The following is a 24154-nucleotide window of genomic DNA, read 5'->3' as shown; positions in this document are numbered from 1 at the left end:
ATACGGAAAGGGGATTTTATGAAAGAAACTACTTCATTCTCACAAAAGTTAAAGCAATTTGTATTACTATTTTTTCCGATTTTCGTAACACAAATGTCATTATTTGCGATGAGTTTTTTTGATACAACGATGTCAGGACATGCAAGTCCAACTGATTTAGCAGGTGTTGCAATTGGAACAAGTATATGGATTCCAGTTAGTACGGGGTTAACAGGAATTTTAATGGCTACTACTCCCATTGTTGCACAGCTCGTTGGATCCAAGAAAAAAGAGGACGTTCCCCACGTTGTCATACAAGCAGTTTATTTAGCAATTTGTGCTAGCTTCGTTGTTATCCTCATCGGTTTTTTCGTCGTTTCACCTATTTTAAATGGCATGCGCTTAGAAGAACCTGTGGAACGTATTGCAGCGCAATTTTTAAGTATTATCGCAATAGGAATTATACCTTTATTCACTTACACTGTTTTACGTGGATTTATTGATGCATTAGGAAAAACTCGAACAACGATGATTATTACATTATTATCATTACCAATTAACGTAATATTAAATTACCTATTAATTTTTGGTAACTTCGGTTTCCCAAAGCTTGGTGGTGTCGGAGCAGCAATTGCTTCCACTGCAACATATTGGTGCATTTTAATTATTACAGTCATTATTATTCAGACGAAAGAGCCTTTTGCCTCTTTCAACATTTTCAAACAATTATACCGACCTTCTCTTTCGAGTTGGAAAGCATTCTTAAAACTTGGCGTCCCTATCGGATTTGCTATCTTTTTTGAAACGAGTATTTTCGCTGCGGTAACGCTCATGATGAGTAATTTTAGTACGACAACTATTGCAGCTCACCAAGCAGCTATGAACTTTGCTTCCTTGTTATATATGACTCCGCTAAGTTTAGCAATGGCAATGACTATTGCGGTCGGATTCGAAGTTGGAGCAAAACGTTACGATAATGCAAAACAATACGGATTGATTGGAATTGGATTAGCCCTTGCCTTTGCTTTATTATATTCGATTCTTCTCTACTTCTTTGATGATCAAATTGCTTCTATTTATACGACAGATGTAAAAGTTCATCATTTAGCAAAAGAATTTCTTATCTTTGCAATTTTATTTCAAATTTCAGATGCAATTGCAACCCCTGTACAAGGAGCTTTGCGTGGTTATAAAGATGTAAATGTTGCTCTAATTATGACTTTAATTGCTTATTGGATAATAGGTCTACCACTAGGTTACATATTAGCGACGTATACAGAATGGGCCGCGAAAGGCTATTGGATCGGTCTTATTATCGGTCTAGCATTTGGCGCTGCCTTCCTACTTATCCGTCTCTTTCAAGTACAACGAAAATATACAACACAAAACAGCCGCTAATAATAAAGCGGCTGTTTTCTTTATGCATATTTTTTCTTGTAACGTATAATATAATGAAAAAGAAAGGTGGGTACATATGGACGACAAAGAAAAAAAGCAATCATTCGATGAAGAATTTGCCCCTGAAATTTCACCTGGATATCGGCAAGATGTACATAAGCCACCTAAATATAAAAACACTTCGTTTTTAATGGGCATTACCATTTTCGCTGCTGTATTACTCATACTTATCATTTTCGTTTATTTTTGATGAAAGGTGGCCTATTATATGAAGAAACAAGATTCCAATCGTTCAAAAAGAACTGTTAAAACACAAAAAGGATATGCAGGAGATTCTGTTCATACTCTTAAACAAGTCGAGCAAGGGAATTTATATATTGCTCAAAAAGAACTTGGTCAACAAAATGAAAATCTTTAAAGGCCCTTTATTCCTTGAGGGCCTTTTTATTCCGCATTAAGTAGTACACCCCCAAATGATCTATTGAGCAATGAATTTCCTTTATTGTACGCGCTGCTTTTGTTCTAGCACCATAAATCTATTATTAACCTTTACAATTTTCACTTCATAATTCAATTTCATTTCGCCTCTCTTACTCTTATCATTTTCAGTACCCGCAACGTACGCTACAGCTTGATAAAGAAAACTCTCATTGGTCTCTTCACGTATCTCCTCGCTTGTAAATTTATACTCTAAATCTCGAAAACGATTTGGATAATAATTTCCCATTAATTGTTCATACCCTCTATTTAAAAATAGTTCTTCACCTTTTCGTTTCACATCTTCTTTATTATTAAACTCAAACACTGATAGTTGTTCAGTCACAAAATGCTCTCCTACCTTTTTCATTTCATTATGAGTTAAATTTTCTATACTTTTGTTCTTTAATTCCTTATTTAACTCGTACTGATCAATCGGTTTAAAGGTAGCAAAAACCTCCTCTTTATATGACCAAAACAATACAAAAGCGATACATAGAGAAATGATTAACAGTCTTTTTTTCGTAATACTCCCGCCCTTCTTCATAATAATAGATATATTTTAACATATAGAAAGAAAATTCTGATATCATAAAATAGAATAACTTAACTCAGAAACGAGGAACAATTATGGACTCTTACAAACATTATATAAAAGAAGCTTTGCCTAATCTTTCTATACATTCATATAAACAAAATGAAGAAGGATGGGATAATGTAGCAGTTATAGTAAATGATGAGCTACTGTTTCGTTTCCCGCGAAAACAGGAATATGCGATGCGAATTCCGTTAGAAAAAGAACTATGCGCAATTCTCACTCAATCACTACAAGAAATCGAAGTTCCACAATATCACCTAATTTATAAAAATGAATCTGATGAGGTTCCTCTTTGTAGTTACTATACTCTCATTCATGGTGAACCATTAAAAACAGAAACAGTTGCCACGCTGGAGGATACAGAGCTGAAAGCAATTATTACACAATTAGCTACTTTCCTTGCGGTACTACATAGTATTCCTTTACACCAAGTTACAACGCTATGTTTCCCTATTGAAAAAACATGTACCTACTGGAAAGAGCTACAAACAAAATTAAACCAATATCTCACTACTAGCCTTACTTCATTACAGAAACTAGCCTTAAATCGCTTATTTGAAAATTTCTTTGCATGTTTAGCTACATCCACTTTTCAAAACACAATCATTCACGCTGATTTTACTCATCATCACATTTTATTTAACAAGCATAACAAAAGCATTTCAGGTGTTATCGATTTTGGTGATGCGCAAATTGGCGATCCTGCTTTTGATTTTGCAGGACTATATTATGATTTCGGAGATGAGTTTACTACATCTGTATATGAACAGTACAGTACACTTATTTCTCATCATGATCCATTACTCATTCATCGTATTACTACCTTTTATCAATACAGTCCTTTACTACATAATATTATTTATAACTTTGAGTCAGAGAATGAACTCGAATTCATTACAGGCACAGAACAGCTAAAAACGATATTACAGGGATGAGATTACATTCTCTCCCTATATACTCTCTCCTCATACATCATTAACTTTTTATCCATTTCAACAATAACTTTATACAATTGAAACGCCTGTAAAATTTGCAGTTGAATTTCAAAAGGAGCATTTTGTTCTTTTAACCATTGAAATACTTTTGTTTCATCTTTCATTGATTATTCCTCCCTTTATTCTGCTATTTGTGGGTAGCCCGATTAATGAGGGCTGATAATCAGTGGGTGATTGACAAAACCCCCACTGATTAAAGTTTCACTTTATTAAAATCTGCTACAAATATACCGTAAATGATGAAAAGCTTTTCATGTCAATAACAAAAAAGGATGCAAAGTTGCATCCTTTAATGAACTATATTTTTCTTCTGTTTCGCTTCTGTCTTTACTTCTTCCCCTTGGCATTCACTACGAAACGCACAACTTATACACTCAGAACGAAAATGACGCTCTGTATAATGCTCAGGTTGCTCTAACATTTCTTTCATTCTAGATAAATCAGCCATTCCAGTTATAATATCTTCCTGTTTCGGAATGTACTCATACTTAGTTCCTTCTATTAAATTAATAACTTCAATTTTTCCTGGAAGAACTCCGAAAGCTTTATAACTGAATACTGTCATTAGCTTCTGACAAAGAGCAAGCATTTCCTCATCTGCATCGACAACATACTTTTTAATTACAAACGACTCAGCACTCCACTCACCAACTTCAAATGTCAATGACATGTGGACACCTAACTCTTCCATATATGTTTGAAACTTCTCGTATAAAAACAATGGTGGTGTCTGACTATCATCCTTTTCAACGAACTGTAATAAGTGATCCGTTAGCTTCGCTAATACAATATAGTACTCCGTCTTCGAAGCAAACATATTAATCCTTACTTTTTTCCAATACTTTTCTATTAATATTAAAAGTACAATTTTCGTTTGTTGACCCGCAGGTAGCGTGTAATACTCGTTAATAATTTGATTGACAATCATTTGTGCTATTTGTTGCCATTCAAATGAAGAAGGTTCTCTTCTTTTTATGTGACGAAAATAAAATTTATGCGGACAACGCATAAAATCATACAAATGATAATCTGTCATCGTTTTGATTGAGATTTTCTCATGCACTTGCTCTTCATCTCCCTTCTGCCATTAAGAAAGGTGTTTTACAAATTCAGCTCCAAACTGTAAACATTTTTCTACATCTTCATCTTCTGGCGTTAATTCTACTTTTAGTCCTTCTAACACAACTGCTGCCCCGCGCTCTTGTAGCTTTTCTATTAAAATGTCAACTGCCACTCCGTATTTCGGATAAGCCGAATCACATGATCCGAATACTGCCGCTTTTTTCCCAGTTAAATCAATAGAATCCATTGCATCATAAAAATCTAAGAAATCATCAGGAAGATCGCCATCTCCCCAAGTGTATGCACCTAAAATAATTCCATCATACTGTTCTAATATAGAAGCTTCTGGTGAATCCATAATATCAATAACTTCAATTTCATTTTCTGTTTCACGAATTACGCCGGCAATATGGTCAGCCATTTCCTCTGTATTTCCACTCATACTTGCAAAAATCATTACTAACTTACTCAACTGAACCTCTCCCTTTACTTTGTATCTCTTTTTCTGTTTGAATGCTCTTCTTCTCATCTACATATTCAGACCGAATTACATTTCTTTGCCATTCCATATGCTGATCAACATCTTTATTTTTATCTTTTAATCCCCTCCGCAGAAGGTGAAAATTCTTTCTCATTAACATGTCGCATCCATCCTATTGATAATAATTATCAATTCCAACTATATTTAGATTAATTGACATTGATTATCAATGTCAATAACTATTTTTAAAAAAATGATTAAAATGTACAAGCTTGTCCGTTAGCTATTCATATACTATGAATGAGCATAGTTCTTTCTCAGCCCTCTCTGACGGAAAGAAATAAAAGCAACTGCAATAGAGTGCAGTTGCCTTTTTTTGTTTTTCTATGATTTTAGTAATCTTATAGTCGTCTCTAAAAATAGCTCCACTCCACAAATTAATGCTGATTCATCCAAGTCAAATTTCGGATGATGATGTGGATAACAAGTATATATATTTTCATTACCTGTTCCTAATTTAATGAAACAACCAGGTGCTTTTCTTAAATATGCTGAAAAATCTTCTCCACCCATAGAAGGTTCAAGCTTCACAACACGCTCATTCCCAAACAAATGTAGTGCACTTTCTTCTACTATTTTCGTAATATATTCATCATTAATAACCGGATCATATCCATATCGATACGTATATGTATACGATCCTCCATGTGCTTCTGTAATTCCTTTCACAATTTTCTCGATTTTCCCTTCTGCTTCCACCCTCAATGCTTGATTAAATGAACGAACAGTTCCCATTAAAGTTGCTGTACTAGGAATAATATTGTCAGCCGTTCCCCCATGAAATTGTGTAACTGAAACAACCCTTTGCATAAAAGCACTTGTATTTCTTGATACGATATGTTGTAGATTTGTAATAATCTGTGCTCCGATAGCAATAGGATCTATCGTTTCTTCTGGTCGCGCCGCATGTCCTCCTTTGCCTTGAATCTCAACTGTAAATACGTCTGGAGCTGCCATCATCGGTCCATATGCAATTCCTATCTTTCCACTCTCAAGTCCTGACATAACATGTAAACCTATTACATAATCAACACCGTCCATTACACCTGCCTCAACCATTTCTTGTCCCCCGCCTGGATACACCTCTTCTGCGTGCTGAAAGAATAGACGAATCTCACCTGCAAAATCTTCCTTTATATTTGATAACACCTCTGCTGTGCTTAATAAAATAGCTGCGTGAGCATCGTGCCCACATGCATGCATCATTCCTTTATTCACAGATGTATAAGATTTACTTGTCTCCTCTTGAATTGGCAAAGCGTCTATATCAGCTCGAATCGCAATTACTTTCCCTTGCTTCACACCTCTTTTAATTGCTAGTACACTATATTTCGTCGGTCTCGTTACTTCAAAAGAAGAAAATGAGCATAATGTATCATATATAAATTGCGAAGTTTCTTTTTCATGAAATGATAATTCCGGATACTTATGGAAATGCCTTCTCCATTTCACGATATTTTCTTCCGAAATTAGATTCTTCCACACTCTATTCATGATAATTTCCTCCTTTTCAAAAGAACTAGAAATTTAAAAGTTTACTCCGTCTTAAATGATTAATAAAAACAAACACTGTATTTTTACGTATTCTTATAGTCCACTTTTATGTATTCACACAATCCACTTTCTATTTACATGTCAAACCCATTACAAATTCATGCTGAATGTAATATAATTGCTAAGTTAGGGATTTTCTTTTTTAGTATTTAGTGCTAATATCAGAAAAGAGCCTTTTGACTTATTTTTACCTAAAATGTGGGATTTTGTTTTTTTCACAATAATGTAGGACATGATACCTACAAAGAGCTATTATTTCATTAAGAGAGGGAAAGACATGGAAAGATTAAAAGAGATATGGTCTCGACCACTCACACAATGGGTTGCAAAGACGGTTTATTATCTTGCAATTTTATTTGCATTACTTTGGTTGTATGGATTCCATGATACAAACACAAGTACATTTATTTACAATGAATTCTAGGGTGGGAACGTTATGAAGTTATTAGAACAAATTGAAAAGTGGGCTGCAGAAACGCCTGATCAAACCGCTTTTGTTTGGCGAGATGCGAAAATTACGTACAAACAATTAAAGGAAGATTCTGATGCGTTAGCACATTGGATTTCTTCTGAGTATCCAGACGATCGTTCACCAATTATGGTGTATGGCCATATGCAACCTGAAATGATTATTAACTTTTTAGGATGTGTAAAAGCTGGACATGCTTACATTCCTGTAGATTTATCTATCCCAGCTGATCGTGTACAACGTATTGCTGAAAATTCTGGTGCGAAATTACTTTTATCGGCAACAGCAGTAACTGTAACTGATTTACCAGTTCGCATCGTAAGTGAAGACAACTTAAAAGATATTTTCTTTACTCATAAAGGGAACACTCCAAATCCTGAACATGCGGTAAAAGGTGATGAGAATTTCTACATTATTTACACATCAGGAAGCACAGGTAATCCGAAGGGGGTTCAGATTACTTATAACTGCCTTGTTAGCTTTACAAAATGGGCTGTAGAAGATTTCAACTTACAAACAGGGCAAGTATTCTTAAACCAAGCACCTTTCTCATTCGATTTATCTGTAATGGATATTTACCCATCATTAGTAACAGGTGGTACACTTTGGGCAATCGATAAAGATATGATTGCGCGTCCAAAAGACTTGTTTGCTTCTTTAGAGCAATCGGATATTCAAGTATGGACTTCCACACCTTCTTTCGCTGAAATGTGTTTAATGGAAGCATCTTTCTCTGAGAGTATGCTACCGAACATGAAAACATTCTTATTCTGCGGCGAAGTGTTACCAAATGAAGTGGCTAGAAAATTAATTGAACGTTTCCCTAAAGCAACAATTATGAATACGTATGGTCCAACAGAAGCTACTGTCGCTGTAACAGGTATTCACGTTACAGAAGAAGTGCTTGATCAATACAAATCACTTCCAGTTGGCTATTGTAAATCAGACTGTCGCCTTCTTATTATGAAAGAAGATGGCACGATCGCACCTGATGGTGAAAAAGGTGAAATCGTAATTGTCGGTCCAAGCGTAAGCGTTGGATATTTAGGAAGCCCTGAATTAACAGAAAAAGCATTTACTATGATTGACGGTGAGCGCGCCTATAAAACAGGCGATGCTGGCTATGTTGAAAATGGTCTTCTATTCTATAATGGTCGTCTTGATTTCCAAATTAAGCTGCATGGTTATCGAATGGAATTAGAAGAAATTGAGCATCACCTTCGTGCGTGTTCTTACGTAGAAGGAGCAGTTATCGTTCCAATTAAAAAAGGTGAGAAATACGATTATTTATTAGCGGTTGTTGTTCCTGGAGAACATTCATTTGAAAAAGAATTCAAATTAACATCTGCAATCAAAAAAGAACTCAATGAGCGATTACCAAACTACATGATTCCACGTAAATTCATGTATCAATCTTCTATTCCAATGACACCAAATGGAAAGGTAGATCGCAAAAAATTATTGAGTGAGGTTACAGCATGACCGCATATGGATCATTTTATTTTTTCGCTATAGTGGGCATTTTATTAATACCTACTATCATAGCTGGATTAAAAGGTAAAATGTTGCGCAAATATAATGCCGTTTTAACATTAGTCATGATTGCTATTATCTTCTCAGATAAACCAAAGCAAGCAATGATGCTAGCTGCATTTATTATTTGGCAATATGTCCTTATTAAAGGCTATTTAATTTTAAGAAAACAAAATAATAGTACATTCACATTTTGCATAGCTGTTATTTTATCGATTTTGCCTCTTATTTTGGCAAAAATCGCGCCGTTTGCATCGTTTTTACCTGAGTTAAAACTTGTTGTTTTCCTAGGTATATCTTACGTAACATTCAGAGCAGTTCAAATGGTATTTGAAGTTCGTGATGGTTTAATTAAAGAGCTTTCTTTCTTTAACTTCTGGGAATTCGTTTTATTCTTCCCTGCGATTTCAACAGGACCTATCGATCGTTACCGAAGATTCCAAAAAGATATTCAAAAGCCACCTAGCGCTGAAGAATATCAAAATTTACTATATACAGGACTAAATCGTATTTTCCAAGGTTTCTTGTATAAATTTATTATTGCTTACTTAATAAAGCAATATTGTATGGATCCAGCATTCGCTCAACACGATACAATATTTTCAAATATGATTTACATGTATAGCTATAGCTTATATCTATTCTTTGATTTTGCTGGTTATAGCTCTTTTGTAATTGGTGTAAGTTATATGATGGGAATTAAAACGCCAGAAAACTTCAATAAGCCATTCCTTAGTCGTAATATTAAAGACTTCTGGAACCGCTGGCACATGAGTTTATCATTCTGGTTCCGTGATTTTATTTACATGCGTTTCGTCTTTTTTGCAACGAAGAAAAAGTTAATTAAGAACCGTTACACTATTTCGTATATCGGTGCATTTTTAAACTTCTTCATTATGGGAATTTGGCACATCCAAGGAAGCGCTGTTGCGCAGTATGTTATTTATGGTCTATACCATGCCGCACTGTTTATTTTATTCGATATTTTTGAACGAAAAAACAAAAAGCATAAGTTTTGGCCAAACAATAAATTTACACACATCCTTGCGATTGTAATTACGTTCCACGTTGTATGTTTCGGTTTCCTAATCTTCTCTGGACACCTTAACAGATACTTTTAATGCACCCTTCTTATTCCATTAAGAAGTTGCACATATAATATATTTCGGATATAAAGGAGATTTTAAAAATGGCAGAATTCAAAGAGCAAGTATTAGATATTTTAGAAGAAGTATGTGAAAACGATATTGTGAAAGAAAACTTAGATGTTCAATTATTTGAAGAAGGTATCCTTGATTCTTTCGCTATAGTATCTTTATTAGTTGAATTCCAAGAGCGTTTAGATATTGAAGTTTCTATTTCTGATTTTGACCGTGACGAGTGGGCTACACCAAACATGGTTATTAAAAAGTTGGAAGAAATCCGATGAACAAAGCAAAATTTGGTCCGATGCTTTTAGCATTGGCCCTTTTTGCTGTATTCTTACTTATTCCAACGCGCTTCCTACTTCCACTTTTAAGTGATGAAAAAGTAGAACAAGCTGCTACTTCTTTAAAAGAAGAAAAAATTCAAAGTATGATTTTACAGCAAAAGATGTTAGCAGATCCAAAATATCTTCCGATGTACGGTTCATCGGAATTCGCACGTATGGATGCTTTCCATCCATCTAATTATTTTAAAGTAAAGCCTGAAGGATTTACGCCATTCCTTCTTGGACGCGGCGGAACACAAGACCTTGTACATGTATTAAACTTCGCATCTACAATGGATCAATTGAAAGATAAGAAAATGGTATTCGTTCTTTCTCCGCAATGGTTTGTACCACAAGGTATTGACGAAACGCACTTTGCACCTAACTTTTCAAAACAACAAGGTTACCACTTCATTTTCAACAATGATTTAAAACCTGAAATGAAAAAACAAATTGCAAAGCGTTTATTAAACTTTGAGATTGTAAAAAAAGAAACTTTATTAAAAATTTCGCTTGAAGGTATCGCTTATGATGATACGAAGTATAAAGTAAAAGCACTTGCTGCTAAACCTTTCGCTTATATTTATCGTAACATTTTAGATCGTAAAGATTTATTTACAGCTATGTTTAATATTAAACCGCACAAAGAGAAGCTCGATCCTTCATTAAAACAAATGAACTGGGAAGAGGCTCGTAAACATGCGGATCAAACAGGTGCAGCAGAATCTGGATCTAATGAATATGGTATCGAAGATGGTTACTTCAATAGCAAAATTAAGAAAAAATTAAAGCAACGTGAAGGTTACTTAAAAAATGATGCTTATGACCAATCGCCAGAATATGAAGATTTACAAATTGTACTTGATTTATTAAAACAATCTGGTGCAAAACCACTCTTCATTTCTGTTCCTGTCAAAGGTCCTTGGTACGACTACGCTGGCTTCCCGAAAGAACGCCGCGAAGCATACTATAAGAAAGTTCATGAGCAAATTGAAAAAGCTGGTTATCCAATTGCCGACTTCTCAAATCATGAATACGATAAATACTTCTTAAAAGATCATATGCACTTAGGTTGGAAAGGCTGGGTTTACATCGACGAAGCCATCCAACAATTTTATAAAGCAAACTAACGAAAAGACCGCTTGAATTACTCAAGTGGTCTTTTTGTATATATTTTGTAATTGCTCGATTGCATTCGCCGCTTCTTTCATAACTCGCTCCACTACATGCTGAGCTGATTCGATTCGTGCCAATGATGCTGCCTGTCCTGCCCAAAGTGACATATATTCTTCCTTATTTTGCTTCGCTGCCTCTTGGCGTATTTTAGAAGTTAATACGTTTTGCACTGGATATACCGGAAGCCCTTCTTCTTTTCCTTCATGTCTTTCTATAAATTCATTCCGAATACCGCGTGCATATTTCCCGGAAAACGCACGAGTTACAGTTGTGCTCGTATCTGTACTATGTAAAACCGCTTCTTTATACACATCGTGCGTAATACTCTCTTCACTTGTTAAAAAGGCTGATCCCATTTGAACACCTTCTGCTCCTAGTGCCAATGCCGCAACAAGCCCTTGTCCGTTCATTACACCACCTGCTGCGACAATTGGGATATGCGGAATAACCCCTACTAACTGAGGTATTAACGCAAAAGTACCAATCATAGCATCTCGTTCTTTCCCAATAAACGTTCCTCTATGCCCTCCTGCTTCGCTACCTTGCCCAATAATAATATCTACTCCTAGTTCAGCAAGTACTTTCGCTTCCTTCACATGGGTAGCTGTTCCGATAACTTTTATTCCACTTCTTTTTAAATCATTTATTTCTTCTTTTTCTAACGTTTGAAATGCAAAGCTAACGACCGGTACTTTTTCATCTAATAGCACTTGTAATTGTTCCTTATAGCTTTTTGGAAGCTTTAACGTTCCTTCTACTTCTATACCTAATTCTCTATTCACTCCGCTTAGTAATACTTTCGCCTCATTTACCTTCTCTTCTTCTATTTCTATCTCTTTCGTTACAAGTAAATTAACACCGAAAGGTTTATCTGTTAGTTCTCTTATTCTATAAATCGCTTCACGAATTTGTTCTGGGCTCATATAGCCGGCTCCAAGCGTCCCTAATCCTCCACTATTACTTACTGCTGCAACAAGTTCTGGCGTCGTAATCGCGCCTGCCATACCGGCTTGAACAACGGGATACTCAATTTTTAATATGTCTGTTACTCGACTTGTAAACATCATTTCCCCTCCTATTTCCTTTATATCTTCTTTATTTGATAAGCTTTCCCCTGCTTTTGCAAGGGTTGAACTTCATATGAAGCGAATATATTGAAAGAGAAGGAGGCTGAGCTTAATGATTTATCCAAATGCATTAAAACAAGGTGATACAGTAATGATTATTGCACCATCTGGTCCACCTACAATCGAAAGTGTATTAAAAGGTGTGAATGTATTACAAGAGATGGGGTTATCCGTAATAATCGGGAAGAGTGTTTACGAGAAATATGGATTTTTAGCCGGAAGTGATCAAGTTCGGCTTGACGATATACATGAAGCATTTACAAATAATGAAGTGAAGGCAATTTTTTGTGCACGAGGTGGTTATGGAAGTGCTCGTCTTCTTCCTCACATTCAATATGAAGTTATTAGGCAAAATCCAAAAATCTTTTGGGGATATAGCGATATTACAGCTTTACATACTGCTGTTTCACGTTATGCAAAGCTTATAACATTTCATGGTCCGATGATTGAAGAACTAGGAAAAGGTATTGATTCCCTATCTTTATCCTCTTTTAATCAGCTATTCCATCCGTATTCAACCATTTTATCTGCATCAGAATGTATCGTACCTAGCTCTCACAGTACAGTTACAAGTACGTTAGTTGGAGGAAATTTAGCTGTGTTAACAAGTATAATTGGCTCGCCCTACGAGATAATTACGAACAATACACTTTTATTACTTGAAGACATTGGTGAAGAACCGTACCGCATTGACCGTATGTTAAATCAGCTACTTTTATCTGGAAAGTTTAATGAATGCAGGGGCGTTATTTTCACAAGTTGTCACGACTGCACTCCTTCAAAGCCCTCTCAATCATTGCAAACAATATTATATGAATATTTCGCGCCATATCATATACCTGTCCTATTCGATTTACCAATTGGACATATAAGTCCAAACATCGGTATTCCACTTGGAGCTACAGCGACAATAAACACGAATAATAAAACAGTCTCTATTTCTTCTGGTATAGCCACTTCATATTCAAATTAAAAAGTAAAAGGAAAAGCGATTACGCTTTTCCTTTTACTTATAATAATTAAAAATTCGTCCAGATGCGATATCTGCAATTTCTTCTGGAATAAATGTTTTACTTATATCAGTGCCAACATTTAATACAGCTGTAGCATCTTTCTCAATGCTACCAAATAACTCTTTCCCACGTATCGTAATAAGGGGCGTTCCTTCTGGCAACACATCTTTTACAAATTCCATTTGTGTAAAGAACGGAACGATCCATCTACCTTCTCCTTGGAAATGACGCAAACGAAGTATTCCTTCTGTTGCCCCGTCCTCTGCTTCTAGTGAACCAGCAACATAAAACTCAGTAGATAAGAGCAATTCATAAAATTCCTTTTGCTTCTGTTTATCATCCCCTGCTACAACAAGTACCTCTTCTAATTTCTTTACTGAAATTTGCTCCATATGATGCCACCCCTATTTTCAAAATGATTGTACTTAGATTATACGAAATATTCTTATTTTTTTCTACATAATTCGCAATTATTTTCTTAAAATAATTTTAACACTTCTTTTGTCGTCACAATCGTAGCAAACTCTTCATGTAAATTTACAAGTGTCATATTGTGAATATCTTCTGCACTATACTCTTTACCATCTAAACCTATACGGTTAAAAGTAGCCGTTGCATCACTCACTAAATATGTTGTAAATCCTAAATTCCCTGCCATTCGTGTCGTAGTTTCCACGCAATGATTTGTCGTTAATCCTACAACCACTACTGCATTACATTTGTTCTTTCTTAATTGCTCTTCTAAATTTGTCCCAATGAACGCGCTGTTAACGAATTTCTGAATAACCACTTCACCAAGTAGTGGTTGCACTTCTTCTTTAAAGTTTACCGTTTCCGCTCTCTCATAAAACATTGACTGAGCATTTTCTTTATTTACATGTTGAATATGAAAAACTGGTCGTTTCCTTTTTCTCCATTCTTCTAACAAAATTCTCATGTTTTCTTCAGCAAAAATATTATTTCTCTCGCCCCAATCTGGTAATTGAAATGCCTTTTGTACATCGATTATGATAAGTGCTATTTGATTTGTCATCATTTCCCCCTTAATTTGGCTGTAATTGAAATAGAAAACCAAGTTGTTGTGACGCAGTAATAAAGCAAACATAGGCGCAAAGCTCTACAATTTCTTTTTCTGTCCAATATTGTTTTAAAGCGTGAAACATAGTATCATCTATTGCTTTTCGGTCATGAACAAATGTATGCGCAAAAGTAACGGCTACACCAATCTCCTCTGCCTTTTGCACATCATCAGGTCTTCCCTTTGCCATACAGTACGGACATTCATTCCCATACGCTAATGTTCTTCTCACTTGCTCCTTCAACTCTGCTGAAAGAGTTCCTTTATTGTACAGTGTATCTTCTAACGTACTCCACGAGTGTAATATATCCGAATTATGCCCTAATAACTTTTGAAACTTTGTATCTCCTACATTTGATAATGAAATTCTCTCCATCATTTCCCCTCCTATTTCCTTCTGTTTTATTGTAAAATAAATAACGTTCACTTTACATTTCATATGAATCTTAATTTATATTTTTCCTTTTCAAAAATCATTATTTTACTGGAGGTATATTTACAAATGCAACTAGACCGTGTTGATCGAAAAATTTTAAATGAATTATATAATGATAGTCGCCTTTCTATGCGTGAATTGGCGAAACGAGTAAACTTATCTGCTCCGTCTACTGCAGAACGTGTTCGTAAACTTGAAAGTGAAGGCGTTATTCAAAAATATACAATCGATATCGACTATAAAAAAGCAGGACTAGTTTTAGATTGTATTTTAGAAATCACTTTAAAAAATGGTGATACAACACGTATGCAACAGTTTATTCAGTCTTATCCATCTGCAAGTTTTTGTTACCGAGTAACAGGAAGCTTATGCTACATTGTAAAAATTTCTGTTCCTTCACTCGTTGAACTTGAAGAATTTATCAATGATGTTTCTTCATATGCAACGACAGTTTCTCATATCGTATTATCAGAAGTATCTCTTACTCCTGATATTGAACATATCTTCCCAGAAGATTAATTTATTTTTATTCATAAATTATAAAAAAACCCCTTACAATAAGAATAAAAATAATATATTATGTATTAAAATACATAATATTCGAGAAAGGGGCTTTACATTGAAAATCTGGTTTTATGAAAAAACGGCACAATTAGATGACTTGCTTGGTATTTGGGACAATGTTCCGACCATCCCGCGAATTGGTGAAAAAGTGGAGATTTTAAAGACAGTCCGCACTGTTACAGATATTAAATATGTAAAGAACGGTAATAATTTTCGTGTAGAAATTATTACAAATTAAAAAGTAGCTCCTAAGAGCTACTTTTTAATTATCTATTATGTGCTTTCTTTATAACGATTTTATCTTCTTCTACAGCTACTGTTACATAATCATTTTCTTCTAACCGAAGCTTATTTACAGCCTCATCTGGTAGCTCTACAGCCATTAATCTATCGGTTACGATCACTTGACTATACACTTCATTTTCTTGTGATGAATTCACTACTTTTTGCTCATTTATAAAACGTACTGGTGGCACGCCAACTTCTTTTACTGTACGCCATTGTTTCCAAACATACGGAATTAACCATAGTAATCCAACAACTGTAAGACCGATACCAATCCATAAATTACTTTGCGCTTGTAATTCAGTAATTGAGATTGTACCACTTTCTTCTCCACCGAAAAATTGCATACTTGTTGCAATCAAATTATTTAGAGCGTGCACAGCTATATTCGTCCATATATTTTTTGTCTTTATGTATAAAAGACACATAACGACACCAAACATGAACGCACCAATAACATCAAAATGTCCTAGGCCAAAAATAATTGAAGATATAATTACAGCTTTTTTAATTCCCCATTTATGAGCCATTCGCTGTAAGAAAAATCCCCTAAAAATAACCTCTTCCATAATAGGTGCTAACACACATGCTGAAATGAAAGTAAATATCGTCATATATACGTTACTCGTATTAATAACATTTCCGTCTTCTAGCATAGTAACTAAGAAATTCGGTAACGTATGTGCTAATATGTAAAATTGAATCTGAGATATGCCAACTGAAAAAATCATCCCCATTATCGTTGCTAATACAATTAATCCCCAAGATAAACGTCCTGGCTTATCAAAAAAACTGTTAAATACAATATTATTTTTATTTGTTTTTACGTATAGCCAAAGTAATGGAAATACAAAAAATACAGTTATTTGTGAAATAACCTCCATCGTATTCTCAGAAACATTTGCTAGACCTAATGGTATCATTATAAGGAACACCCCTATAATCATCCATCCAAAAAAGCTACGTAGCCTTATACGTGAAAATGCATAGTGCATATAGAACACCTCCAAAGATAGTAAAAGTAAATGGTCGGATAACTACATTATAATATGAATATAGTTGAAACTCTTCCTATTTTTCTCAATTACTTTCAAACAACATAGCTCTTAAAATACCATATCGCTGTTCTTCAAGTTGCAATCCAAGTGAAATTTATGTAATAAAAATCCCCGTTTTTACAAGCGGGGATTTCTTTTATTATAATACGTCACGTTTTTGGAATAATGCACTTGATGCTACAAGTAACACAACAAAGTATGCAGCTACAAGTAATAATGAAGTTGTAAACGTAAATTCTGTAAATGTTGGTTCCATTCCACCATTGATTAATTTATTACTATCGTAAGCTCTTAAATCCAAATGGTTGAATACTACAAACTTCGCTACACCTTTTGCAAACATTATTAATACCATATTAATTGCACCTTGTAAGAAGAATAGGAACATCGTAATAATTAATGGTAATACAGATTTTCTAAAGACATTTGCTAGGAAAAATGCAAGTGTTGCAAAAAAGAACGGTGAAAGTAGTTGATATAAAGTGGACTTCATAACGATTCCTAATGTTAATTCTGTTTTACTACCATCCATTACAATACCGCCAATAATCATTGCAATTAGCATACCAGCTAATACGATAAATAACATTGCTAATAACACTGTAATATATTTAGAAAATAAAACTGCAAGTCTTTTTCTTGGACGGATTAACAATTGTTTAATTGTACCTTTTTGGAACTCATCAGTAAGAGTACGGGCAGCAAGTGTAATCCCAAAAATCGTTGTAAGTAAAACAATTAAGCCAATCTCTGAGTTTGCATAATCTAAATATGATCCCTTAAACTCATCACCTTTTCCCCACTTCAACATTGCTAAAGTACCTAAAATTTCGAGTGCCGCAATGACACCCATTAAAATATACATACCTTTTTTCGCATGCAACTTTAAAAATTCATTTTGAATTAATTTAAACATTACGCTTTCACTCCCCCAGTAATCGCTAAGAACTCATCCTCTAACGTTTTATTTTGAACAGTAACTCCGTATACAAGCACATCAGCATGAACAAGTTTTTTTACAAGTTGCGGAATGTTGTCTTTTGTTACAGATGCTACAATTACATTCCCTTTTGCTTTACCTTTAATGATTTCATTTGCTTTCTGAACTTCATCTACTTCAAACGCTACAACGACTGCCTCATCATGTTTCACTTTTTCATGTAAGTTGTACTCTTGTACAAACTCACCTTGTTTAATAATAACGACGCGATCACACATTAATTCAATTTCACTCAATAAGTGACTTGATACGATTACAGCAATATTCTCTTCTTTCGCTAAACGTTGTAAATAATCACGAATTTGGCGAATACCAGCTGGATCTAATCCATTTGTCGGTTCATCTAAAATTAAGATTTTCGGCTGATGCAGTAATGCCTGTGCAATTCCTAAACGTTGTTTCATACCAAGTGAATATGTTTTCACCTTTTTATGAATCGCATGCTCTAACTCAACAAGCTTTACAATCTCAGCAATGCGCTCTTTACTAATTGGTGTAATGGCCATGTTCGCAAAATGCTTTAAGTTTTGCATTCCTGTCATATAATCATATAGTTCAGGATTTTCTACAATCGCTCCAATTTGCTCTAGTGCCTTTTCACGCTCCGAGCGAATACTATGTCCACAAATTGTAATATCGCCCTCTGTCATTGAAATAAGACCTGTCATCATACGGATTGTCGTCGTCTTACCGCTACCGTTCGGTCCAAGGAATCCGTATACTTCTCCTTCACGAACCTCAAATGATAAACCACGAATAATTTCCGTTCCACCAATCTTTTTTCGAACATTCTCTAACTTTACTACTACGTTTCCCAATGCTGATTCCTCCTTTAGACTTCTAGTTTTTTATCGACTATGTGACCTGTAACTACTAGTAATATAATTGTTAATAAACAATTAAAAAATAGATTTAAAATTGTAACCTCTGTACCAGAATAAAATGATGTATTTAAAAAACCATTTTGATCTATAAATCCAATATTATTTATAGCAAACACATACTTTTCTATTTGCTGAAAAATATACGTTATTCCTCCATTAAATGCGGTAAAAATGACGAATAAAACTAAACAAGCAACTTTATTCATAGATGATTTCACATTTAATAGTTTTACAATTACTATAATGAAATAAATAGAAACTAGCATATTAAGAAAATCTAGTCCCCATAAGAAAATAGATAACATATGATGTAATATTCCATAATTATATAAACTGTGTATTGCTTGCTGAATACCTAAATTAGTTTTTCCATTGTAAATATTTAAAGAAAAATAGTATAGAAAAATGATTCCTATTCCTAGCAAAATCATAAAGAGTAGTACACAGAATAAACTATTTGCACATATATACTTTTTTGCTGAAATAGAAGTATAACGTAGCATAGAGTTTTTTAACATTTTCCGAAAAGACGATATACCTGTTAAAAGAATTGCAAATCCATTTATACCTAGTACGATAAAGAATATAATAATAATTATATCTTGCCTACCTGAAATTCTAACTCCTGAAACTCCTTTCATATTAAATAAAAGAATTAATGAAACTGTAATAAAACCAAAGTAAATAATGGCTATCTTTCTCTTATTACAATTATATAGATAAAGAAAAAGCTGACTCATTTCTCATAGGCCTCCTTAAACAGCTCATGTACTGCTTTACCCTTTTGAAATCGTAGTTCTTCCACATTTTCATGCAATATTATTTCTCCATCTTTCAAAAAGATTACTTCATCGAATATATTTTCGATTTCTCTTATTAAATGAGTCGATATAAGTAGCGTACAATCTTCACGATAAAATTTAAGTATTAACTCAAGTACATGTTCTCTAGAAACAAGATCAATCCCGCCCAATGGCTCATCCAGTACATATAGCTTCGCTTTTCGAGAAAACGTTAAAATAATCTGCAGCTTCTCAACCATACCTTTTGACAATGCTGTAATTTTTTCTTCTAACGGTATTTTAAATTCTGCAATCGTATCTACCGCTTTTTGAATATCGAAGTCTTTATAAAAATCTCGGTAGAAAAATAAAGCGTCTTTTACAGTCATCCAATCATCAAAGATTGGCTTATCGGACATAAATGAAACAATTTCTTTCGTCTGTAACCCTACCTTTTTACCGTCTATTGTAATACTACCTTCAGAAGGGTGTTGCAAGCCTGCAATCATTTTCAATAACGTCGTTTTCCCGCTCCCGTTATCTCCAACAAGCCCAACGATTTTCCCTTCCGTAATCTCTATGTTTAATTCACGGATCACTGCTTTTAATCCGTATCTCTTCCATAAGTTTTCTATTTTCAATAGCTCTGTCATTGGCTCTCCTCCCTCTTATCATGTAATGAAGAACGAAGAATTGTAAGAATTTCTTCTTCTGAAAAACCTAAATTGTCCATTCCATCTATAAAAGAATGAAGTAATTCTTTCGCCATCTCTTTTCGCAGCTCCATAATTTTCTCCCCTTCATTCGTTACATACCGTCCCATTCCTCTACGTGTGACAACAACTCCATCCCGTTCTAGCTCTTGAAATGTACGCTGAATCGTATTTGGATTCACTTGTAATTCACTCGCTAATTCACGGACAGAGGGAATTTTATCACCAGGTAATAAATGTCCTGTTACGATCTCTTTTTTTATGTATTCCATTACCTGAATGTAAATTGGTGTATTTGGAGAAAACTCTATTTTCATTTCTTCCCTCCTTTTGTATCAGTGTACTAGTTAAATAATACACCGATACAAAAAGTTTGTAAATACCCATTTAATTACAAAAAAGTTCTATCCGTTAAACGAATAGAACTTCCCAAATATAAATCGCTATACAAAAATAATAGTGTTATGTAAACAAAATTATAAAGAAAAACTGTCTTATCAATGAATAAGACAGTTTTTCTTTATAATCCTATATTAAAAGTTAAACACGAAGTCATCGTCAGCTAACTTTTCAACGTTCGTTGCTTTTACGTAACCATTTCCTTTTACAGAGAAGAAATCATGGTTTTTCGTATCTGTACGTAAACCATTTAAAACGATTGGGTTAATTTCTTCTTCTTCAAACTTCGGCTCAAGTCCTAAGTTCATAAGCCCTTTATTCGCATTGTAACGAACGAAACGATTTACATCTTCTACAAGACCGATAGAAGTGTAAATTTCTTCTGTATAGGCCATTTCAATTTCATATAGTTCCATTAATAACTCTTGTGTTTCTTTTTGCACTTCTTGTTGCTCTTCTGCAGAAAGTTCTGCGAAGATTTGTTGTGCTAAAATACCGACGAATACGCCGTGAATTGACTCATCACGAATTATCAAGTTGATAATCTCACCACTTGCTGTTAGTTTTCCTTGACCAGCTAAGTAAAGTGGATAGAAGAATCCGCTATAGAATAAGTAACTTTCTAAGAACACACTTGCTACCATTGCCATGTATAACTCTTTTTTTGTTACTTCAGGCTTTAATAAACGACGATAGTAACTAGTAATAATACCAGCTTTTTTCTCAAGTAACGGATGATTGTCTACCCAGTCAAAAATATCATCAATCTCTTCTTCTGTAGCTAATGTTGTGAAAATGTGACTATAACTTTTCGCATGTACTTCTTCCATAGCTCCCATGAAAGCTAATACACTTTTCGCTTGTAAATTTTCAAGATGAACCAGTACAAGTGGCATTCCTTCGCCACCTTGTTTCGTATCTAAAAGTGTTAAACCACCTAATACACGCTTATAAGCAATTTGCTCTTCTTTCGATAATTGCACCCAAGTATTTTTGTCAGACGAAACCGCAATTTCTTCTTCTGTCCAAAACTGAGCGATGTTTTGCTTCCAAAACATTAAACTAAAATCATCTTCTTTTTTGTTCCAGTTTACCGCACGCATTAAATCGCCCCTTCTCTAAATATGATAACTAAGCATGAGCAGGGTTCAGAAAACCCTGCTCATCATGTCTCACTTTTTATATTAAACGGTACAAGCCACACACTCTTCCACGCTTAATTTACGTGTTCTCGTATAATACAGACTCTTTAAGCCTTTTTTATGTGCATAGATGTAGTAACGTGCTAATTCACGTGTTGAAATATCACTATTAACGTAAAGAATTGTACTAATTCCTTGGTCAATATGTTCTTGAATTTCTGCGATTAAATCAATTAATTTAAACTGATTCATATCGTAAGAAGATTTATAGTACCAGAACGTATCTTTTGATAAATACGGCATTGGATAATATGTTGTCGCATTCGCATATGTTCTTGATTCGATTTGACTTACGATCGGCATTACGCTTGAAGTTGCATTTTGAACGTAACTGATTGATTGTGTTGGAGCAATGGCAAGACGATATGAGTTGTATAAACCATTCTTCTGCACTTGCTCTTTTAAACTTGTCCAATCTTCTTTTGTTGGAATATGAATTCCTTCAAATAGTTGCTGAACTTTTTCAGTTACTGGGCTGTAATCTGTCGTTTCATACTTTTCGAAGTATGTGCCATTCGCATAATCAGATTTATCGAAGTCCTTAAATGTCTCGCCTTTTTCTGTAGCGATTTCCATACTTTTCTCAATAGAGTAGTAATTTAACATCATAAAGAATGTACGAGCGAATTCTTTCGCTTCTGCACTTTCATAAGCGATTTTATTTTTTGCTAAATATCCGTGTAAGTTCATTGCTCCAAGTCCAACTGAATGAAGCTCGTCATTTGCTTTTTTCACAGTTGGTGCATTCGGAATAATCGTCATATCAGAAACAGCTGTTAAAGCTTCCATTCCCGCATGAACTGCTTCACGAATTTCTTTATTTTCCATTACGTTTACGATATTTAACGATCCTAAGTTACAGTTAATATCACGACGGATAATGTCATCTGTACCGTAATCATTTATTTCTGAAGTTTCTTGAAGCTGGAAGATTTCTGTACATAAGTTCGACATCTTCACAGTTCCAATATCCTTCAATGGATGTTGATTATTTGCATTTGATTTAAACATTAAGTATGGGTAACCAGACTCAAGCTGAATCATAGCGATTTTAATAAGCATATCACGTGCACTAATATCTAGTGGCTTCTTCTTCACTTTCGGATTGCTCATTAATTCATCGTACATTTCATCGATATCAATGTCATCTAAATGCTTTCCGTATTCTTTATACACCGTGTAAGGCGCGAAAACATGGAAAGGTTCGTTTTTCTCAGCAAGCTCAAAGAACTTACTTGGAACGATAATTCCGATTGATAGAGACTGAATACGGCTCTTCTCATCGGCATTTATTTTTTTGGTCAACTCGTCTTCATATTTCTATGAAGGTTGGACTATATCATCAACCTGTAACTGGTTGCCTTGCACTTCGACTGGTACCTATTTCCAGCCTACTCTACTAGCTTTCGTCTAATGACGCGCGTTCGATAGTCTCTACACCTTCTTGAAAGTATTGATAATTAGGAAAGTTATTGGATAGTACTCTATATTTTATCGTATTAGCAGGTACATTAAACACTCGTCCGGCTTCTGCTAAAGACTCATAGTAAATGTCATTTATAACAATTGGCTTTTTTTGTTTTTCTCTACCTGAATTATATTGATTTTTTTGAGCTTTACTTATCTTCATACATGTTTCTTTTGTATGCTTTTTACCTTTACGAAATCTAGACATTTTTTCTTTTGTTTCATCAGTATGTTTTCTACCATGAAATCGTTTAGTAATCTTAGATCTCATATTCTCCATATGTTGAGGTTTATCATACCAATAATTATTAGGCCCAGTATTAATTTCAGAAAGAAACTTTTTTACTTCCTTTGAGTGGGTTTTCCCATACATATGGTTCTTTTCCCCACTCAACGCCCCACCTCTAGCGATAGGATGTCCGTTGTAGCAATACTGTTTCCCATAATATTGACTTAATAAACTTTGCTCTATCTTATGAAGAATGTCCTTATCATCTGGTAATTCAATTATCCCTTTAAACTCAAATTTATTCTCACCATATAAATTCCAGGCTGCTTGTAAATGTTTACTATGATGCCGATTAGCATTCAATTGATTTCTATGAGTTTTAAATCGTACTTTAAAATTATTAGAACTACCAATATAAAACTTCCTGTTTTCCTTATTAATTATCAAATAAATTCCACAGTTCATGGAATCTCGCCTCCGGTGAATATAAGATTCCACTTCACCCAAGTAATATTTCTTTCAAGCTTGGCACGGTATTACCTGCTATCCACTTGCATGGACCGTAGGCTCTCTTAGTCAGCTTCTTCGCGGGTTCTTTTTCTTTTACCCCTTATTCAACTGATACCGTTAGCCGCTAATGCGACACCCTATTGGTTAGGTTCAC

The 24154-nt window shown here is 34.5% G+C and carries 30 protein-coding genes and 1 pseudogene; 12 read left to right on the top strand and 19 right to left on the bottom strand.

Going from position 1 to position 24154, the window contains the following annotated elements; genetic code table 11:
* The first annotated feature begins 18 nt into the window (after positions 1–18).
* The 3 genes from ACTFN4_RS07895 to ACTFN4_RS07885 all read left to right on the top strand — a co-directional run bounded on the left by ACTFN4_RS07895 (position 19) and on the right by ACTFN4_RS07885 (position 1795).
* A complete protein-coding gene (locus ACTFN4_RS07895; RefSeq protein WP_439962206.1) occupies positions 19–1377 on the top strand; it encodes an MATE family efflux transporter in 1359 nt (452 codons plus the stop codon).
* Between the two features lie 76 nt (positions 1378–1453).
* Entirely contained in the window at positions 1454–1627 is a 174-nt protein-coding gene (locus ACTFN4_RS07890; protein WP_000341062.1) for a hypothetical protein, read from the top strand.
* Between the two features lie 18 nt (positions 1628–1645).
* Positions 1646–1795 (top strand): hypothetical protein, encoded by a 150-nt coding sequence (locus ACTFN4_RS07885; RefSeq protein WP_000743742.1) that lies wholly within the window; start codon positions 1646–1648, stop codon positions 1793–1795.
* 81 nt (positions 1796–1876) lie between these two features.
* Here ACTFN4_RS07885 and ACTFN4_RS07880 read toward each other — a convergent pair whose 3' ends face one another.
* Entirely contained in the window at positions 1877–2401 is a 525-nt protein-coding gene (locus tag ACTFN4_RS07880) for a hypothetical protein (RefSeq protein ID WP_048538170.1), read from the bottom strand.
* Positions 2402–2484: 83 nt separating this feature from the next.
* On the opposite strand from ACTFN4_RS07880, the gene ACTFN4_RS07875 reads away from it, so the two are divergent.
* Positions 2485–3387, top strand: a complete 903-nt coding sequence (locus ACTFN4_RS07875) for an aminoglycoside phosphotransferase family protein (protein ID WP_000378985.1) — start codon at positions 2485–2487, stop codon at positions 3385–3387.
* 2 nt (positions 3388–3389) lie between these two features.
* Here the strand turns inward: ACTFN4_RS07875 and ACTFN4_RS07870 are convergent, their stop codons facing one another.
* From ACTFN4_RS07870 to amaA, 5 genes are all read right to left on the bottom strand, one after another.
* Complete coding sequence (locus ACTFN4_RS07870) at positions 3390–3551, bottom strand: hypothetical protein (protein WP_000651086.1); 162 nt, start codon at positions 3549–3551, stop codon at positions 3390–3392.
* Between the two features lie 185 nt (positions 3552–3736).
* Positions 3737–4510: a hypothetical protein gene (locus ACTFN4_RS07865; protein ID WP_000544574.1), complete on the bottom strand. Its 774-nt coding sequence runs from the start codon at positions 4508–4510 to the stop codon at positions 3737–3739.
* Positions 4511–4534: 24 nt separating this feature from the next.
* Positions 4535–4981 carry a flavodoxin gene (locus ACTFN4_RS07860; RefSeq protein ID WP_000041153.1) on the bottom strand — a complete coding sequence of 149 codons (447 nt, stop codon included), beginning with the start codon at positions 4979–4981 and terminating at the stop codon, positions 4535–4537.
* Complete coding sequence (locus ACTFN4_RS07855) at positions 4974–5150, bottom strand: hypothetical protein (RefSeq protein WP_000929023.1); 177 nt, start codon at positions 5148–5150, stop codon at positions 4974–4976. Before ACTFN4_RS07855 ends, ACTFN4_RS07860 begins: the two co-directional genes overlap by 8 nt.
* A 224-nt stretch (positions 5151–5374) precedes the next feature.
* On the bottom strand, positions 5375–6544 hold the full coding sequence (gene amaA / locus ACTFN4_RS07850) for an N-acyl-aliphatic-L-amino acid amidohydrolase (protein WP_001082783.1): 1170 nt from the start codon (positions 6542–6544) through the stop codon (positions 5375–5377).
* A gap of 337 nt (positions 6545–6881) precedes the next feature.
* Here amaA and ACTFN4_RS07845 point away from each other — a divergent pair, with 337 nt between their 5' ends.
* The 5 genes from ACTFN4_RS07845 (at position 6882) to dltD (ending at position 11207) form a co-directional block, all read left to right on the top strand.
* Positions 6882–7028, top strand: coding sequence for a teichoic acid D-Ala incorporation-associated protein DltX (locus ACTFN4_RS07845; RefSeq protein ID WP_000440293.1), 147 nt, complete (start codon positions 6882–6884; stop codon positions 7026–7028).
* Positions 7029–7040: 12 nt separating this feature from the next.
* A complete protein-coding gene (dltA, locus tag ACTFN4_RS07840) occupies positions 7041–8555 on the top strand; it encodes a D-alanine--poly(phosphoribitol) ligase subunit DltA (protein WP_000770505.1) in 1515 nt (504 codons plus the stop codon).
* Positions 8552–9727 (top strand): D-alanyl-lipoteichoic acid biosynthesis protein DltB, encoded by a 1176-nt coding sequence (gene dltB, locus ACTFN4_RS07835; RefSeq protein ID WP_000127933.1) that lies wholly within the window; start codon positions 8552–8554, stop codon positions 9725–9727. The genes dltA and dltB overlap by 4 nt, the downstream gene beginning before the upstream one ends.
* A gap of 68 nt (positions 9728–9795) precedes the next feature.
* A complete protein-coding gene (gene dltC / locus ACTFN4_RS07830) occupies positions 9796–10035 on the top strand; it encodes a D-alanine--poly(phosphoribitol) ligase subunit DltC (protein WP_439962205.1) in 240 nt (79 codons plus the stop codon).
* A complete protein-coding gene (dltD, locus tag ACTFN4_RS07825; protein WP_001030268.1) occupies positions 10032–11207 on the top strand; it encodes a D-alanyl-lipoteichoic acid biosynthesis protein DltD in 1176 nt (391 codons plus the stop codon). The genes dltC and dltD overlap by 4 nt, the downstream gene beginning before the upstream one ends.
* Before the next feature lie 21 nt (positions 11208–11228).
* Here the strand turns inward: dltD and ACTFN4_RS07820 are convergent, their stop codons facing one another.
* A complete protein-coding gene (locus tag ACTFN4_RS07820) occupies positions 11229–12317 on the bottom strand; it encodes an NAD(P)H-dependent flavin oxidoreductase (RefSeq protein ID WP_000495279.1) in 1089 nt (362 codons plus the stop codon).
* A gap of 115 nt (positions 12318–12432) precedes the next feature.
* Between ACTFN4_RS07820 and ACTFN4_RS07815 the strand changes: the two genes are divergently transcribed.
* Complete coding sequence (locus ACTFN4_RS07815) at positions 12433–13353, top strand: S66 peptidase family protein (protein ID WP_000640079.1); 921 nt, start codon at positions 12433–12435, stop codon at positions 13351–13353.
* A 33-nt stretch (positions 13354–13386) separates the two neighbouring features.
* On the opposite strand, the gene ACTFN4_RS07810 is transcribed toward ACTFN4_RS07815, so the two are convergent.
* The 3 genes from ACTFN4_RS07810 to ACTFN4_RS07800 form a co-directional block, all read right to left on the bottom strand.
* Positions 13387–13785 (bottom strand): SseB family protein, encoded by a 399-nt coding sequence (locus ACTFN4_RS07810; RefSeq protein ID WP_000435265.1) that lies wholly within the window; start codon positions 13783–13785, stop codon positions 13387–13389.
* An 86-nt stretch (positions 13786–13871) separates the two neighbouring features.
* Complete coding sequence (locus tag ACTFN4_RS07805; protein WP_000184436.1) at positions 13872–14426, bottom strand: cysteine hydrolase family protein; 555 nt, start codon at positions 14424–14426, stop codon at positions 13872–13874.
* A gap of 10 nt (positions 14427–14436) precedes the next feature.
* Positions 14437–14847 (bottom strand): carboxymuconolactone decarboxylase family protein, encoded by a 411-nt coding sequence (locus ACTFN4_RS07800; protein ID WP_000439756.1) that lies wholly within the window; start codon positions 14845–14847, stop codon positions 14437–14439.
* Positions 14848–14973: 126 nt separating this feature from the next.
* Here ACTFN4_RS07800 and ACTFN4_RS07795 point away from each other — a divergent pair, with 126 nt between their 5' ends.
* Positions 14974–15426: an Lrp/AsnC family transcriptional regulator gene (locus tag ACTFN4_RS07795; RefSeq protein WP_001175498.1), complete on the top strand. Its 453-nt coding sequence runs from the start codon at positions 14974–14976 to the stop codon at positions 15424–15426.
* A 100-nt stretch (positions 15427–15526) separates the two neighbouring features.
* On the top strand, positions 15527–15709 hold the full coding sequence (locus ACTFN4_RS07790) for a DUF3913 family protein (RefSeq protein WP_000707107.1): 183 nt from the start codon (positions 15527–15529) through the stop codon (positions 15707–15709).
* Between the two features lie 28 nt (positions 15710–15737).
* On the opposite strand, the gene ACTFN4_RS07785 is transcribed toward ACTFN4_RS07790, so the two are convergent.
* The 9 genes and pseudogenes from ACTFN4_RS07785 to ACTFN4_RS07745 form a co-directional block, all read right to left on the bottom strand.
* Positions 15738–16751 (bottom strand): CPBP family intramembrane glutamic endopeptidase, encoded by a 1014-nt coding sequence (locus ACTFN4_RS07785; protein ID WP_065223924.1) that lies wholly within the window; start codon positions 16749–16751, stop codon positions 15738–15740.
* A 202-nt stretch (positions 16752–16953) separates the two neighbouring features.
* Positions 16954–17730, bottom strand: a complete 777-nt coding sequence (locus ACTFN4_RS07780; RefSeq protein WP_439962204.1) for an ABC transporter permease — start codon at positions 17728–17730, stop codon at positions 16954–16956.
* Complete coding sequence (locus tag ACTFN4_RS07775; RefSeq protein ID WP_000528788.1) at positions 17730–18632, bottom strand: ABC transporter ATP-binding protein; 903 nt, start codon at positions 18630–18632, stop codon at positions 17730–17732. The genes ACTFN4_RS07780 and ACTFN4_RS07775 overlap by 1 nt, the downstream gene beginning before the upstream one ends.
* 14 nt (positions 18633–18646) lie before the next feature.
* Positions 18647–19438 carry an ABC transporter permease gene (locus tag ACTFN4_RS07770; RefSeq protein WP_000080432.1) on the bottom strand — a complete coding sequence of 264 codons (792 nt, stop codon included), beginning with the start codon at positions 19436–19438 and terminating at the stop codon, positions 18647–18649.
* On the bottom strand, positions 19435–20133 hold the full coding sequence (locus ACTFN4_RS07765; protein ID WP_000137738.1) for an ABC transporter ATP-binding protein: 699 nt from the start codon (positions 20131–20133) through the stop codon (positions 19435–19437). Before ACTFN4_RS07765 ends, ACTFN4_RS07770 begins: the two co-directional genes overlap by 4 nt.
* Positions 20130–20510 carry a GntR family transcriptional regulator gene (locus ACTFN4_RS07760; protein WP_000687512.1) on the bottom strand — a complete coding sequence of 127 codons (381 nt, stop codon included), beginning with the start codon at positions 20508–20510 and terminating at the stop codon, positions 20130–20132. The genes ACTFN4_RS07765 and ACTFN4_RS07760 overlap by 4 nt, the downstream gene beginning before the upstream one ends.
* 216 nt (positions 20511–20726) lie before the next feature.
* Positions 20727–21695 carry a class 1b ribonucleoside-diphosphate reductase subunit beta gene (gene nrdF / locus ACTFN4_RS07755; RefSeq protein ID WP_001203029.1) on the bottom strand — a complete coding sequence of 323 codons (969 nt, stop codon included), beginning with the start codon at positions 21693–21695 and terminating at the stop codon, positions 20727–20729.
* A gap of 81 nt (positions 21696–21776) precedes the next feature.
* A pseudogene (locus ACTFN4_RS07750) lies at positions 21777–23096 on the bottom strand (ribonucleoside-diphosphate reductase subunit alpha); the annotation flags it as partial.
* Positions 23097–23193: 97 nt separating this feature from the next.
* Positions 23194–23955, bottom strand: coding sequence for a group I intron GIY-YIG endonuclease (locus tag ACTFN4_RS07745; protein WP_439962203.1), 762 nt, complete (start codon positions 23953–23955; stop codon positions 23194–23196).
* Positions 23956–24154 lie beyond the last annotated feature (199 nt).

The organism is Bacillus cereus group sp. MYBK95-2 (assembly GCF_051915225.1).
GTDB classification, from domain to species: domain Bacteria; phylum Bacillota; class Bacilli; order Bacillales; family Bacillaceae_G; genus Bacillus_A; species Bacillus_A cereus.
Note: the sequence above shows the minus strand (reverse complement) of the source record. Positions and strands in the feature narration are given on the sequence as shown.

Bases quoted from the DNA above. Each gene is read 5' to 3' on its own strand.
- ACTFN4_RS07895 (WP_439962206.1), top strand. From the start codon at position 19: ATGAAAGAAACTACTTCATTCTCACAAAAGTTAAAGCAATTTGTATTA.
- ACTFN4_RS07890 (WP_000341062.1), top strand. From the start codon at position 1,454: ATGGACGACAAAGAAAAAAAGCAATCATTCGATGAAGAATTTGCCCCT.
- ACTFN4_RS07885 (WP_000743742.1), top strand. From the start codon at position 1,646: ATGAAGAAACAAGATTCCAATCGTTCAAAAAGAACTGTTAAAACACAA.
- ACTFN4_RS07880 (WP_048538170.1), bottom strand. From the start codon at position 2,401: ATGAAGAAGGGCGGGAGTATTACGAAAAAAAGACTGTTAATCATTTCT.
- ACTFN4_RS07875 (WP_000378985.1), top strand. From the start codon at position 2,485: ATGGACTCTTACAAACATTATATAAAAGAAGCTTTGCCTAATCTTTCT.
- ACTFN4_RS07870 (WP_000651086.1), bottom strand. From the start codon at position 3,551: ATGAAAGATGAAACAAAAGTATTTCAATGGTTAAAAGAACAAAATGCT.
- ACTFN4_RS07855 (WP_000929023.1), bottom strand. From the start codon at position 5,150: ATGTTAATGAGAAAGAATTTTCACCTTCTGCGGAGGGGATTAAAAGAT.
- amaA (WP_001082783.1), bottom strand. From the start codon at position 6,544: ATGAATAGAGTGTGGAAGAATCTAATTTCGGAAGAAAATATCGTGAAA.
- ACTFN4_RS07845 (WP_000440293.1), top strand. From the start codon at position 6,882: ATGGAAAGATTAAAAGAGATATGGTCTCGACCACTCACACAATGGGTT.
- dltA (WP_000770505.1), top strand. From the start codon at position 7,041: ATGAAGTTATTAGAACAAATTGAAAAGTGGGCTGCAGAAACGCCTGAT.
- dltB (WP_000127933.1), top strand. From the start codon at position 8,552: ATGACCGCATATGGATCATTTTATTTTTTCGCTATAGTGGGCATTTTA.
- dltC (WP_439962205.1), top strand. From the start codon at position 9,796: ATGGCAGAATTCAAAGAGCAAGTATTAGATATTTTAGAAGAAGTATGT.
- dltD (WP_001030268.1), top strand. From the start codon at position 10,032: ATGAACAAAGCAAAATTTGGTCCGATGCTTTTAGCATTGGCCCTTTTT.
- ACTFN4_RS07820 (WP_000495279.1), bottom strand. From the start codon at position 12,317: ATGTTTACAAGTCGAGTAACAGACATATTAAAAATTGAGTATCCCGTT.
- ACTFN4_RS07815 (WP_000640079.1), top strand. From the start codon at position 12,433: ATGATTTATCCAAATGCATTAAAACAAGGTGATACAGTAATGATTATT.
- ACTFN4_RS07810 (WP_000435265.1), bottom strand. From the start codon at position 13,785: ATGGAGCAAATTTCAGTAAAGAAATTAGAAGAGGTACTTGTTGTAGCA.
- ACTFN4_RS07805 (WP_000184436.1), bottom strand. From the start codon at position 14,426: ATGACAAATCAAATAGCACTTATCATAATCGATGTACAAAAGGCATTT.
- ACTFN4_RS07800 (WP_000439756.1), bottom strand. From the start codon at position 14,847: ATGGAGAGAATTTCATTATCAAATGTAGGAGATACAAAGTTTCAAAAG.
- ACTFN4_RS07795 (WP_001175498.1), top strand. From the start codon at position 14,974: ATGCAACTAGACCGTGTTGATCGAAAAATTTTAAATGAATTATATAAT.
- ACTFN4_RS07785 (WP_065223924.1), bottom strand. From the start codon at position 16,751: ATGCACTATGCATTTTCACGTATAAGGCTACGTAGCTTTTTTGGATGG.
- ACTFN4_RS07780 (WP_439962204.1), bottom strand. From the start codon at position 17,730: ATGTTTAAATTAATTCAAAATGAATTTTTAAAGTTGCATGCGAAAAAA.
- ACTFN4_RS07770 (WP_000080432.1), bottom strand. From the start codon at position 19,438: ATGAGTCAGCTTTTTCTTTATCTATATAATTGTAATAAGAGAAAGATA.
- ACTFN4_RS07765 (WP_000137738.1), bottom strand. From the start codon at position 20,133: ATGACAGAGCTATTGAAAATAGAAAACTTATGGAAGAGATACGGATTA.
- ACTFN4_RS07760 (WP_000687512.1), bottom strand. From the start codon at position 20,510: ATGAAAATAGAGTTTTCTCCAAATACACCAATTTACATTCAGGTAATG.
- nrdF (WP_001203029.1), bottom strand. From the start codon at position 21,695: ATGCGTGCGGTAAACTGGAACAAAAAAGAAGATGATTTTAGTTTAATG.
- ACTFN4_RS07745 (WP_439962203.1), bottom strand. From the start codon at position 23,955: ATGAACTGTGGAATTTATTTGATAATTAATAAGGAAAACAGGAAGTTT.